Annotated in this window: 11 protein-coding genes and 1 pseudogene; 8 read left to right on the top strand and 4 right to left on the bottom strand. The window is 42.2% G+C overall.

All coding sequences use genetic code 11. The features are described 5' to 3' along the window. Window positions 1-16: 16 nt before the first annotated feature. The 6 genes from MA_RS07160 (at window position 17) to MA_RS07185 (ending at window position 5,808) form a co-directional block, all read left to right on the top strand. A complete protein-coding gene (locus MA_RS07160) occupies window positions 17-997 on the top strand; it encodes a phosphate uptake regulator PhoU (RefSeq protein WP_011021397.1) in 981 nt (326 codons plus the stop codon). A 1,081-nt stretch (window positions 998-2,078) separates the two neighbouring features. Beyond that, a complete protein-coding gene (locus MA_RS07165) occupies window positions 2,079-2,720 on the top strand; it encodes an Era-like GTP-binding protein (protein WP_011021398.1) in 642 nt (213 codons plus the stop codon). 5 nt (window positions 2,721-2,725) lie between these two features. Beyond that, complete coding sequence (locus MA_RS07170) at window positions 2,726-3,085, top strand: DUF2073 domain-containing protein (RefSeq protein ID WP_011021399.1); 360 nt, start codon at window positions 2,726-2,728, stop codon at window positions 3,083-3,085. 15 nt (window positions 3,086-3,100) lie between these two features. Beyond that, a complete protein-coding gene (locus MA_RS07175; RefSeq protein WP_048065104.1) occupies window positions 3,101-3,616 on the top strand; it encodes a hypothetical protein in 516 nt (171 codons plus the stop codon). Window positions 3,617-3,961: 345 nt separating this feature from the next. Next, a complete protein-coding gene (gene hxlB, locus MA_RS07180; RefSeq protein ID WP_048065105.1) occupies window positions 3,962-4,576 on the top strand; it encodes a 6-phospho-3-hexuloisomerase in 615 nt (204 codons plus the stop codon). Between the two features lie 119 nt (window positions 4,577-4,695). Next, a complete protein-coding gene (locus MA_RS07185) occupies window positions 4,696-5,808 on the top strand; it encodes a pyridoxal phosphate-dependent aminotransferase (RefSeq protein WP_011021402.1) in 1,113 nt (370 codons plus the stop codon). 306 nt (window positions 5,809-6,114) lie between these two features. Here the strand turns inward: MA_RS07185 and MA_RS29760 are convergent. Further along, window positions 6,115-6,863, bottom strand: a pseudogene (locus tag MA_RS29760) (DUF1670 domain-containing protein). Then, complete coding sequence (locus MA_RS07195; RefSeq protein WP_052279128.1) at window positions 6,851-7,681, bottom strand: DUF1670 domain-containing protein; 831 nt, start codon at window positions 7,679-7,681, stop codon at window positions 6,851-6,853. The pseudogene MA_RS29760 and the gene MA_RS07195 overlap by 13 nt, the downstream one beginning before the upstream one ends. A gap of 393 nt (window positions 7,682-8,074) precedes the next feature. Here MA_RS07195 and MA_RS07200 point away from each other — a divergent pair, with 393 nt between their 5' ends. Next, on the top strand, window positions 8,075-8,986 hold the full coding sequence (locus tag MA_RS07200; protein WP_226990787.1) for a cytochrome c biogenesis CcdA family protein: 912 nt from the start codon (window positions 8,075-8,077) through the stop codon (window positions 8,984-8,986). Between the two features lie 90 nt (window positions 8,987-9,076). Here MA_RS07200 and MA_RS07205 read toward each other — a convergent pair whose 3' ends face one another. After that, window positions 9,077-10,093 carry an NOG1 family protein gene (locus tag MA_RS07205; protein WP_011021407.1) on the bottom strand — a complete coding sequence of 339 codons (1,017 nt, stop codon included), beginning with the start codon at window positions 10,091-10,093 and terminating at the stop codon, window positions 9,077-9,079. Between the two features lie 686 nt (window positions 10,094-10,779). Between MA_RS07205 and MA_RS07210 the strand changes: the two genes are divergently transcribed. Then, window positions 10,780-11,655 (top strand): CBS domain-containing protein, encoded by an 876-nt coding sequence (locus MA_RS07210; protein ID WP_011021408.1) that lies wholly within the window; start codon window positions 10,780-10,782, stop codon window positions 11,653-11,655. 346 nt (window positions 11,656-12,001) lie between these two features. Here MA_RS07210 and hisE read toward each other — a convergent pair whose 3' ends face one another. Further along, window positions 12,002-12,316, bottom strand: coding sequence for a phosphoribosyl-ATP diphosphatase (gene hisE / locus MA_RS07215; RefSeq protein WP_011021409.1), 315 nt, complete (start codon window positions 12,314-12,316; stop codon window positions 12,002-12,004). Window positions 12,317-12,321: the final 5 nt, after the last annotated feature.

Consider the following 12,321-nt stretch of genomic DNA (forward strand, 5'->3'; position numbering starts at 1 on the left):
TATAGAGACCAGAAAAGTGCAGCAGACGGGTGGGTCCACTTATATAATTTCTCTCCCTAAACAGTGGGCTGAAAAAGTAGGAATTGAAACAGGGACGAGAGTATCCATTCAGGCTCAGCCAGACGGAAAACTGTTAATTGATCCTATTCTGGAAGGGCGCACGATCAAAAAGAAAAGGATCGATGTGACAGGCTATGAGGCAAGAGCCCTGGAAAGGGATATCATTGCTGCATACCTCTATGGCTATGACAGGATGGAGTTTATCTCAAAAAGGATACTTGCCGAGCAGAAACAGGTTATTCGGAAGGTCTGTTACAAGCTCATAGGCCCTGAAATCATTGAGGAAAGCTCAAACTGCGTGGTCATTCAGGACCTTCTTAATCCCAATGAACTCCACATTAAAAAAGGTATACACCGGATGTTCCTGATTGCAGGCTCTATGCAAAAGGATGCCATACGAGCCCTCAAAAATGTTGACCATGATCTTGCTCTCGATGTAAGTCAGAGAGATGATGAGGTCGACAGGTTGTGTCTTTTGATTTCCAAACAGTTCCGTTCTGTGCTCTGTGGCGGAAGAATGCCCGATTCCTCGGAAACTAGTATTGAGGAATACCATGATTTCAGAATGGCTGCAAGCCCTATAGAAAGAATAGCAGATCATTCACAGAGGATTGCAAACGTTGCCTCTAAAATGCAGGAGCCGGTCAGGGAAGATGTAATGGAAGTCATAGAGAACCTCAGCAATACCTACATGGAACTTGTTCAGCAGGCAGTAGACGCCCTCTACAATGCTGACACCTCTCTTGCAAACCAGGCAATAGACAGTATAGATGGTATGCGCCTGCGTGTAAAGGAACTTCATGCTTCCATTCTCAAACTTGAGTCCCATGAAACCATGATCTCCCTCGGGATGATAGTGGATAGCCTCTCCAGAATAGGAGACCTTGGCTCCAACATAGCCGAGATAGCCATAAATTCCGCGGTAAAAGACAAGTGAGGCTATCGGGAAAAGTTGGAGTCCCTTAGAATCAGGATGTTCTTTTGGTGATCTTATTCAGAGTCTTAATTTTCGGACCTCAAATGTGGAAGCTTTAGTTTTTCTGTACTGCAGGACTTCCGTCACCTGCCCGCCAGGTAGAAAATCCGTTTTTGTCTGGCGGCGCCTCCCAAAAAGAAATAAATAGGATTTAAAAAAGGCCGATACATATAGAAATAAATAGCTTTCCCTTTTTATGAATAAACTTCTTTTTTGCCCTGAATTAAACGAAATAATCCTTTTTTCAATGTCAAGAGGCTGAAGTATTCTATTTGGTAATAAAAGTATCTTTATTTGAATAAATAACCTAAATATATAACTACGCTCTTGAAACGAGGGCAAGCAATCAGCTTTTAATATCTCTGCCTGTTAAAACTGCCCCAGATTCCAGTAACGGAGCACCCGGAGGGACTTTTCCTGAGAAGTTTCAGGAGGGTCAAAAGAAAAATGTGCAGAGTGACGGAACAGCAGTTAATGTATGAATGCGGTGAGTCTGGCCAAGATCTAAGGTTCAGCAGCTCAGGTTTTTCGGAGTACGGTAGCAAAAGGGATAGGGAAACTAAAAATGAAGGCAAATTTGCTAGTTCCTTCATTGGATAAAAACCATTTATATTTTTAAGATATGATGAATAAAAATAGGAAAAAATATAAAGGAAAGTACAGAACATCAGTACAAACATAAAAATTCAATAGAAAATGAAGAGAGTTAACGACATAACGAAGTTCTTCTTTACAAAAAAGTTTTTTGTTAAATATGTCCGGGAGTCAGGCGATAAGAAGTAATTTATTTATATTCTGGTGTTATTTCACGGAGGTACTTTCTATTCTCACATGAGATGCAAGGTTTGCTATTTATTCCAGGTATGTCAGAAAGGAGATGTCAGTATCTCCAATTTCTCTGATTCCCTCGGCTTAACAAATAGAAATTATTTATATGCAAGGATCAATTAAATAAAAAGGTCACGAAAACACCAGTAAATCTATAAAGGAAAGCAATCCGAGAAATCCTTTGGTGTTATGCTTTTCCCAATGGAGGGAAGCCATGAATATGATAAAACGATTTAAGGTAAGCTTTTCAAAAATATTTAACAAGCTGTTCAAGAAAAAAGGAGCATGCATAGGTATCTACGGTCCCCCCAATGCCGGCAAGACAACCCTTAGCAATCGCATTCTCCGGGACTGGGTCGGAAGCGAGGAAACAATGGGCTCAGTTTCACATATCGCCCACGAAACCAGACATGCAAAAAGAAGGAACGGGCTCATCATCGAAACTAACGGGCATACTATCAGCCTTGATATTGTGGATACCCCCGGACTTGCAACAAAGATCGACTTCCATGACTTCATGGAACAAGGAATGAGTGACTCTGAGTCAAAGAAAAGGTCAAAAGAAGCTACAGAAGGCGTAATTGAAGCTGTCAAATGGCTGGATGATCTTGATGGGGTCATACTGGTGATGGATTCCACAGAAAACCCCTATACTCAGGTTAACGTAACTGTGATAGGGAATATGGAAGCCAGAAACCTGCCGCTTCTCATCGTAGCAAACAAAGTAGACCTTCCTGATGCGGACCCAGGAGTCATAAAGGAAGCCTTCCCTCAACACCCCATGGTACCAGTCTCGGCACTTGAAGGAATGGGAATGGACTCATTCTATGAAGCTCTGGCCAAGCAGTTCGGGTGATCAAAATGCAGGGAATCCAACTTGATCTTATATCCGAAGCCAGGATTTCTCAGATGGCTTCTATGGAAAAAGTCCGGTACATAATCGACGAGGTGCGGAAGGGCAAAATCCTTGTACTTGAAAAAGGGCTTAACCCAATGGAGGAAGCAAAACTCATTGAGATGACAATGTCAGCAATTCAACCGGACGTGTTTTCAGGAATAGAGATGCAAAGCTACCCTGCAAACGCAGAATCCTCTTTGCTGGGTAAGTTATTCAAAAAACAAAACAGCAAGAGACTTACGGTGATAGGGCCCGCAAACCAGCTCAAAACCCTTAAAAAGGACAGGAATCTGATCAGTGCACTTGTCTCTGCAAGTAAGTAAAACGAAGTGGAAACGATGTGTGCCCAGAAGACCCACCAAGACCTGGAAGCAAAAATATCCCCTCCTCAGTCCCTAGGCTCCTTTGAGATGGGCAGGAACGACGTTAACGTAGTCTGTACCTACGGAAAAATTGCAGTATGGTTTGGACGAAAGGTTCCTGATTATATTATAGCGCAGGTACTCATAGGAATCTCAAAGGTAGATCCATCTACTGTTCACGAGTTTGAAATCATCTGCGATTTTGATGAGATTACGGAGTATGAAAGCAAAGGGTACATACTGGTTTCCTATGGTAAAACCGCCGGCGGCTATCGTGTAAACTATAGTATTCCTTTTTCCAACAAAAAAGCCCTCTTCCATCTTTCCCGGTTCGTACTTGAAGAACTCCAGAAAGGAGAGGTACGTAAGGACTTCTACTGGAACGGGAGTGATTGTGACATCCAGCGGCTCTATAAGGAGTTCAGTAACAATATTGACAGCTGGGAACTAAAAGCTATTAATTATAAAACTGAGCCGCAAACAAACCGATAAACTTTCGGCAAGAACAGGATAGACGGAAGCTTCCAGAAATTTATCCTGAAATCCTTACCAATAAGTTTAAGAAAGCGAAAAAAAGTTATCTGGCAGGATTTCAGAAACTAAATTCAGTTTTACATTCCGTACTTACGGTAGATATGGTAAATACGGTATGTATCTACGATAATTATTTACATTACTTTATAGTTTCAAGATACAGCACACATAGTCTCAGGATCTTCGCCGGTATTTTGAGATTAGTATCAGTTATCCGATAAAAGTAAGTAAATTGAAAGTTAAGCACTTATTATTTTCTGTTATCTATTGAGAACTCAACTCAATACTTTTTGGAGAACTTCTATGAAAAAAGATCAGGTAAATGACTGTAAAGATGTAATTTTATCAATGGAACTTATGGTAGACAATCTCAGTGATGTTGTCAAGATGCTTGACTGTCAGGCTATAGAAAGCATGCTTCAAAAAATAATGGAGGGGGAGAGGGTATTTGTAATGGGTGCCGGGCGTTCCGGGCTTGTTGCCAAGGCTTTCGCAATGAGGCTGATGCATCTCGGATTTAGTGTTTATGTCGTTGGTGAGACCACAACCCCTGCAGTCCATCCTCAAGATGTCGTTATTGCTATTTCAGGGTCAGGAGAAACCCGTTCCATAGCAAATCTCGGAAGAATAGTAAAGGAGATCGGTTCAACTCTCATAACTGTCACTTCCAAGAAAGATTCATCACTTGGTAAAATTTCTGATATAACTATGGTCCTTCCGAGCAAGACCAAAAATGATCATGATGCAGGGGGCTCCCTTGAAAAAAATATGAGGGGAGATTACAAGAATTTGCCTCCACTGGGCACTGCTTTTGAAATCACTTCCCTTGTCTTCCTTGACTCGGTAATTGCCCAGCTGATTACGCTTACAGGTGCTTCGGAAGCAGAACTCAAGTCCAGGCACACAAATATTGAATAACGGACTTAGCATTGGATAATGGCTTTAAAATAAACGTCTGAATAAACGGATTAGGTTGCTTAAAATAAGCAGGATTTTAAAGGATGTAATTTATTGCAGGGACATAAGGAGGGTGTAACTTGAAGGAAATCAGTTTTTCAGAAAACGTATCCCGGATAGATACTTCCGGGATCAGAAAGATTTTCGAAGCTGCAGGTTCAAATGCCATCAACCTTGGGCTCGGACAGCCTGACTTCGATACCCCGGTACACATAAAAACCGCAGCAATCGAAGCCATAAATGAAGGTTTTACGGGTTATACCGTAGGCCCGGGAATCCCTGAACTGAGAGAAGCCCTGAGCCAGAAATTCCTGGAGGAAAATGGTTTTTCTGTTTCTCCTCAGGAAATAATTGTAACCTCAGGCGCATCTGAAGCTCTTACCATTGCCCTTGCAGCCCTCCTTAATGTCGGAGATGAAGTTCTGATCTCAAACCCCGGCTTTGTGTCCTACAACGCCCTGACTGAGATCCTGAACGGAAAGGTGGTAAGCGTTCCCCTGGCAGAAGACCTTACCATGAAGCCGGACGCTGTCCTCGAGAGAATAACTCCTAAGACAAAAGCCCTTATCCTTAACTCTCCATCCAACCCTACAGGTGCGGTCTCAAGCAGGGCAGATATCAAAGCCCTTGCCGAGATTGCAGATGACCATAACATAACCATCATTTCTGACGAGGTCTACGAGTACTTCATCTATGAAGGCGAACACGTAAGCCCTGCCAGCTATTCGGATAATGTGGTCACTATAAACGCTACCTCAAAAAGCTATTCCATGACAGGCTGGAGGCTCGGATATCTTGCAGCCAGGAAAGAGTACATAGCCCAGATGAACAAAGTCCACCAGTACATACAGGCCTGTGCAAATTCAATTGCTCAGAAGGCTGCCTATGCCGCAGTTACCGGCCCGAAAGACTCGGTCAATGCAATGCGTGAAGAGTTCCGAAAACGCAGGGACTTACTCGTAAAAGGGCTCAATGAGCTGGGAATGGAGTGTGCTTTTCCGAAAGGGGCTTTTTACGCCTTTCCGAAAGTTGAAAACTCAGCTGAGGTCGCCTCTAAAATGATCTCAAACGGGGTTGTAGTTGTCCCGGGAACAGCCTTCGGAAGCGAAGGTGACGGCTATATAAGAATTTCCTATGCAGCCTCAATGAAAGATATTGAAAAATCCCTTGCCATTATGGAAAAAGTGCTCTGAGACTTTTTAGGGAGAAAGACTTTTTTCTTTCTCTTTTCTCTTCTTTTTTCCTGCTTGGTTTCTTTTGTTCCGTTTTTACTTTTTTATTACTTTGTTCTTTTTTGCTATTCTAGTTTCACTTCTTTTATTCCTGTATTCTTTTTTTGTTACTCTGCTTTTACTCCTCTAATTCCTCTATTCTTTTTTATTCCCTACCCCTGTCTTTTATTCTTCTATTCTTTTTTGTTCCCTGTTCCTTTTTCTTTTTCTAAACTCCCATTTGACCGGTAGGCGCCCACACATGCCGTAGTTTGTTTCGCCCATCAGTCATTCCTCCTCATTTAAAATTCTTATGTATTCTTCTACTAGGGATTTTCCCATTCCCAGAATTTGTGCAATTTCCTCACTTTTCATCGTTTTGCTAAGCTTTTCTACCTTTTTGTATGCTTTTATGTACCTATCACACGCTTCCTGCGTGTGATTTGTCATTCTTGCAATATCCGGTGTTTGATATCCTTTTTTGTACAAGTTTAGTATAATCCTCTTGTGAGTGACTGCTCTACCAATATCATGTATGATCCCTCTTGTTGGCAATATCTCGCCTGTTCTTTGCATGTACTCCTTTGCCTGTTTGCTTACCGTACCCGTGGAAACATTTAGCAGATATGCCATATCAGAATGTGTTAGCAGTGCTCCCTGTTATATGCCTCTTTAAAGATCCTAACTACTTTTGTTTCCATAATTTCTCTATCTGAATACCCTTCCTTCTTCATCTCCAGGTCATCTTTGGAAATCAGGGTCAAAACAATTGGTGTTAATGGTGTTTTCTTACTGTTTTTACCATAATTTGGTTTCTCTGAAGCCTTTGCTCCATACCACAAAATCTGTCCAACTTCCAGTTTCCATGGCTCTCTATAAGATTTCCTCACCACTTCCACAAGATCATTGGCAAACATTTCCTGAATTTTGTCACCTGCAATAAACTGGTAATCATTCTGTATCAGATCCAGAACTGAACCTTTCAGGGAGCCTGTTACCTTTGTTTCAATCATTGACGGTACTTTCATCTGCTCCATCTCCCCGAACTGTTTTTTGGACCTGTTTCCGTGTTCGTTCTGCTGGTCTCTTTTTTTCCAAAAATGCTATGAAGCTGGTCTAAACGTTCCTGATGTTCCTCGGTAGAATAAGTCTCAATCAGCTCTTTGTATTCCTGAATTGTTTTTTCAGAAAGCCCTGTTATGATCCTGAGTTCTTCATCTTCGAATCCCTCTTCCGTCAGCACCATAATTCTTGCAAAATCCTTTACATAACGCATTATGGCTTCGCCACTATGTTGGGTCTTTCTCTCAATCTCGGTATATTCATACCCTTTAAGATATAGCTCCAGAATCCGTTTTTTGTGGCTTACTCCGGGACCTATATCCTTCCATTTTCCTCTGGTTGGCACCAGTTCCCCATTCTCTTCCAGCGCTTCTATATGTCGTGAAATTGTCTTTGTACTCTCTCCCAGAAGAATTGCTATGCCAGCCTGGGTGAGCAAAGCGCCCTGAGTGTGTGCTTCATTACTTATGCGCATGATCCGTTTATCCAGCAGCTCTCGCTGGTTCTTAACTTTGCAGTCTTCAGGGTCATAGATGGTGATACTGACAGAAACCAGATTCATTTCGTCAACTGGTACGCCAGGAGGAACGTCTTTGGAAACTCCATGGAAGATAACTTGGCTTTCTTTGCGCTGGCTGCTGAAATATAGATCAATATAGGAAATGAAGAGTTCAGACAGCGATCTGCAGACAGCACGAGGAAAGGAATAATCCTGCATCAGTTCATTGTAAAGTTGTGTCTGTAATTGGCGATTAAAAGTTGAGAGATATTCTTTTGGGATTTTAACGACCATTAGTGCCACCAACAATGCTTTGGTGACAAGAGTAGATAAACAATCGGTCAGAAGGGAGTATTTTCTTCTACTCTTTTTTCTTCTACTACTATTTTCATTCCTTTCTCCTGTTCCCGGAATAACACTGTAAACTTTGGGAATATTTATATTGGGGCATCCCGATACCCTGATATGAAGAAATGTGCTTATTGCAACTGTTCCGCAGCCTGCTATCTATATTATTTTGCAATGACCTTTTTCCCGGTGATGTTGCCGGAACGTTTCTGTCCATTGAAAATTATGCGTTGAAAGTTGTCTATGTCAAAAAGTATGTGTCATCTGAAGGAGAATTTTTGTGTGTTTTCACAAAAATAGCTTCTGAAGAGAGGTGCGAAAGAGAGAGCTATGTGCCTTATGTCTGTAACTAAAGGAACTCTTGCATTCATGTCTATTTTTTTGTTACTGAGCCCTGCTTCCGGTTCGTTCATCCCAACGGCAAACGGGTCAAATGGCTATTTTTACGAAATCTCAAACTCAATAGAAGTTCTCCTGCTGGAAACCATCGAACCCCCTGCCCTGCTTTTCATCCCTGAGTCCTCGGATCCCCTCACAGGAAGCAGAGATGGAAACAATAAGCACCTTGAGAAAATGAGCCCTTTTTTAATCCTGATAGCGGGCATCCTTGCAGGTTTTAACCCTTGCCTGCTTGCAGTAATGGCTTTTCTGGCTTCTGTCACTCTTGCTCAGACAGGAGGTAGAAAAGAGATGCTCAAAATCACCCTGGGCTTTTCTGCGGGCATTTTCACCATGTACATGTTTGCAGGAATAAGCATTTTGAGTACTGTCAGTTTCCTGCCTGAATTCCGGAGCCATTTTACGGCGATTACGATCCTGCTGACCGCCTTGCTTGGGTTCTGGCACATTTATGATGCTTATTGGCTTAGAACACATGCAAAGTCGACCTTCAAGACTCCGAAATCCCTGAAGGACTTTATGAGCCGTATGGGTGAAAAAAACCTCCTGCTTCTGTCCTTTCTCGCAGGGAGTATGTTTTCTCTGGTCAAGGCTCCCTGCGTAGGGGCAATCTATCTCTCAATCCTGAGTATGCTGGCAGTAAAAACCGATATTATAAGAGGAATAGCCTACATGGGGATCTACAACTTTGGCCTTCTGCTCCCTGTAATGTGCCTTGGTCTTTTACTGTCCTTCGGGTTGAGCCCTAAAAAAGTCACCGAATTCCGTGAAAAAAGAAGGGTGGAGATAAGGCTGATAACAGGGCTGATACTCATTGTCCTTGCCCTGCTGATGCAGCTCAGGATACTCTAAATAAAAGATACTTTGAATAAAAGTCAGATAAGGAGTCAGAGGCAAAAAGATATTCAAATGAAGATATTCAAATAAAAGCCAGATAAGGAATCAGAGCGTGGACTCCTCATCCGGTTCTTCCGTTGAGGGCTCTTCTGAAGCCCGAAGGCGCTTTTCTTCAATCATTTCCAGAAGCCTGTCCATTACTTCTTCGATTCCTTCTCCGGTAATTGTGGAGATGTTCAGCTCGATCTCATCCATTTTCCTGAACTCCGGCCTATCGGCTTTGTTGGCAACCACGAGCAGGGGTAGGTCAAAGTTTTCCCTGATTTCGGCAAGCAGGCGTTTCTGGTCTTCAATCTCATATCCGCAACTCTCACTCGGGTCCATAATGAACATTACAACCGCATCCAGGAAGTGGATTGCTGTGATTGCCTGGCGTTCGATATCGTTTCTCTCAGCCATCGGACGGTCAAGGAGCCCGGGGGTATCCATGACCTGATAACGGATTCCGTCCCGTATGAAGTGGCCGATTGTTACTCCTTTTGTTGTGAAGGGATATGGGGCTATTTCCGGGCTTGCTCCGGTAATTTTCGAAACAAAACTTGATTTTCCTACGTTTGGGTAGCCCGCAATTACAATTGTGGGTTCGTCCTGAACATCAGGGAGTTTCCTGAGGATGTTTCTGGCTTCATTCAGAAAGAGTAGGTCCTTATTGATGGACTTGATTATGGAGGCAAGCCTTCCGAAGGCTTCTTTCCTGACAGGATCGGGAGTATCTGCATCCCGCATTTTTCCTACATAGCTTCTTGCCACCTCATGGATCTTCCTGCTTGCCCAGTCTACGGAGGCCAGAGACATTTTGAGTTTTTCTACGCCCACAAGGATATCGGTCAGTTCATAATAAAATCTGGGTAGCTGTTCAAAACTTGGAAAGCGCCGGACTATGTTTGCAAGGTTATCCGTGAAAATGTTTGCAGCCGTCAGCACCATAGACTCGTTAGCTCTGAGCCGGCTTTCCCTCCCCTCAATAGTTTTCCCGGACATTGCTCTTGCTGCCCGTTTGAAAGCTTTATTAGTTAACTCCTCGGAAGTAGGAACTGTGTGAATTTTTTCAAATATCATCATTTTCTAACCCTCTGGGGGCTCTGTTAATCTATATAAAGGTTTTTCTGAGTGAGGAAGTTTAGCAGAAAAATCTAAATTCCGTAAGCAAAAGTTTTTCAAAAGTTCCTGAGCGGAGTTTCTTTACTTTTCTTATTCGGATTCTCTAAACAGCTTCTCTCTAGGCTTTTTCTGCCCAAAAACCTGTACAATCCCGGAAAACTGCCCGGGAAGATAATTAAGTTCTGGGCTTCATAGCATACGAAATTTTAATATAACTTTAAATTATACTTGTTCCTTTCTATTAAGCTCGATCTGGAGCAATATTCAAGAAATGTAAAATACTGTCTAATTTACATTTGTTTGTTGACTGCTCAATAATCGATTACAATTCTGGTTCTATCAGAAGTTTCAGTTATAAATTATTATAATAGACTTAAATACAGGCAGGAAAAAGGCTGTATTTTTAAGTAGAACCGGACTTTATTTATATTTGTAATTGTAATTTGTATTAGGTATTTGTAATCATTAATTATGGCAAATTAAGATTGTGGTAAATTAAGATTGTGGTAAATTAAGATTGTGGTAAATTAAGATTGTGGTAAATTAAGATTGTGGTAAATTAAGATTGTGGTAAATTAAGGTATATACTATTCTTGACATATGTTATTTCATCCTGATACAAGGTATATGAAATTGATGGTGGTAGTATGGAACTCACTCCGATTCAAAAAGACATTATTATTGCATTAATCAACCTTCAGCGGCAAAAAGACAGGGCAATTAAAGGGGAAGAAATTGCCGAAGTTATCCAGCGAAACCCTGGTACGGTCCGCAACCAGATGCAGTTACTAAAGGCTCTTGGGCTGGTTGAAGGCGTACCCGGGCCAAAGGGAGGTTATAAACCAACAGGGGCAGCATATGATGCTTTACGCATCCAGCAGTTGAAAAACGAATCCGTTGTTCCAATCTACAGGAATAATGTGATCGTTAACGGGGCAACAGCTGCAGAAATCAGCTTTACGACCGTCCGGAATCCCGATGCATGTAATGGAGTAATAAGGGTAATAGGTAATATCAAGGACTTTGTAATGGATGACAAGCTGCAGGTAGGGCCAACCCCCGTAAACCGCCTCATAGTCCGGGGGGAAGTTACGGGGAGAGACGACACCAACAACTCAATTCTTTTTAACATCACAGAAATGATCTCTCTGCCTAAAAAGCATGTCAAACATTATATGAAGTATCCTCCGCTGCTTGTGAACCTCAATGCCAGTATCCAGGAAGCAACAAGGCTTTTTATCCGGAATAACGTACACGGAGCCCCTGTAGAAGACAAAGGAAAAATCGTAGGGATAATTACCTATACTGATATTGCACACGCCATTGCCCAGGGAAAGCCCAATGTCAAGGTCAAGGACATAATGACAAAAGAGCTGATAACGGTTGACGGGGACATGCAGCTCTATGATGTGGTAAAACTCTTCCACAAGTATAATGTGGGAAGGCTTATTGTAACAATCAACGGAGTTCCCAAGGGGACCCTGTCAAAAACCGATGTTCTGAACGAACTTGCTGTATATTGAAACGGAAATCGCGTCTTAAAACTGGATAAGTTTATTGAACTCGTGCTCAGCAAATTGAACTCGGGATTAGCAAACTGAAACCGGATCCTTTTATTGAAACCGCAATCAGTTTATCAAAATCAGACTTAGCTAATTAAAACCGAGACCCTTATGTTGAAATCGAAGTCATCTGAGTGAAACCGTAGTTTAACCAGAGGAACACTAGACAGGAGGACAGAAGCCCGGGTTTTTCAAAACCCTTTCAACCTCTTTTAAAACCTCGCTTTAGCCTCTCTGGTCATTACCCGGGCGCTCTTCGGACTTTATCGTTTTTGAAATCGCTTTATCTGATTTTTAACCTCTTTATTCAGTCTCTTTTCATTTTTTCGTGTCTGGCACTGAGCTCGCCTGCAATCTCGTCAAGGGTAACGTTGTTTGCGGCGAGCAGTACCAGCAGATGGAAAATCAGATCCGAGCTTTCCGAGACGATTTCTTTATGGTCTTCATTCCTGACTGCAAGGATGGTTTCAATGGATTCCTCTCCCACTTTCTCAAGGATTTTATTCATACCTTTGCGGTGGTTCAGGAGTTTGCAGACATATGAATTTTCGTCATAGTTCTCTTTTCGGTCCAGGATTATATCGTACACCCTGTTTAAAATGGATAAGTCAGCCTCCGGCATTCTAA

It is taken from the genome of Methanosarcina acetivorans C2A, assembly GCF_000007345.1.
GTDB lineage: Archaea > Halobacteriota > Methanosarcinia > Methanosarcinales > Methanosarcinaceae > Methanosarcina > Methanosarcina acetivorans.

Bases quoted from the DNA above. Each gene is read 5' to 3' on its own strand.
- MA_RS07165 (WP_011021398.1), top strand. From the start codon at position 2,079: ATGAATATGATAAAACGATTTAAGGTAAGCTTTTCAAAAATATTTAAC.
- MA_RS07170 (WP_011021399.1), top strand. From the start codon at position 2,726: ATGCAGGGAATCCAACTTGATCTTATATCCGAAGCCAGGATTTCTCAG.
- MA_RS07175 (WP_048065104.1), top strand. From the start codon at position 3,101: ATGTGTGCCCAGAAGACCCACCAAGACCTGGAAGCAAAAATATCCCCT.
- hxlB (WP_048065105.1), top strand. From the start codon at position 3,962: ATGAAAAAAGATCAGGTAAATGACTGTAAAGATGTAATTTTATCAATG.
- MA_RS07195 (WP_052279128.1), bottom strand. From the start codon at position 7,681: ATGGTCGTTAAAATCCCAAAAGAATATCTCTCAACTTTTAATCGCCAA.
- MA_RS07200 (WP_226990787.1), top strand. From the start codon at position 8,075: ATGTCTGTAACTAAAGGAACTCTTGCATTCATGTCTATTTTTTTGTTA.
- MA_RS07205 (WP_011021407.1), bottom strand. From the start codon at position 10,093: ATGATGATATTTGAAAAAATTCACACAGTTCCTACTTCCGAGGAGTTA.
- MA_RS07210 (WP_011021408.1), top strand. From the start codon at position 10,780: ATGGAACTCACTCCGATTCAAAAAGACATTATTATTGCATTAATCAAC.
- hisE (WP_011021409.1), bottom strand. From the start codon at position 12,316: ATGCCGGAGGCTGACTTATCCATTTTAAACAGGGTGTACGATATAATC.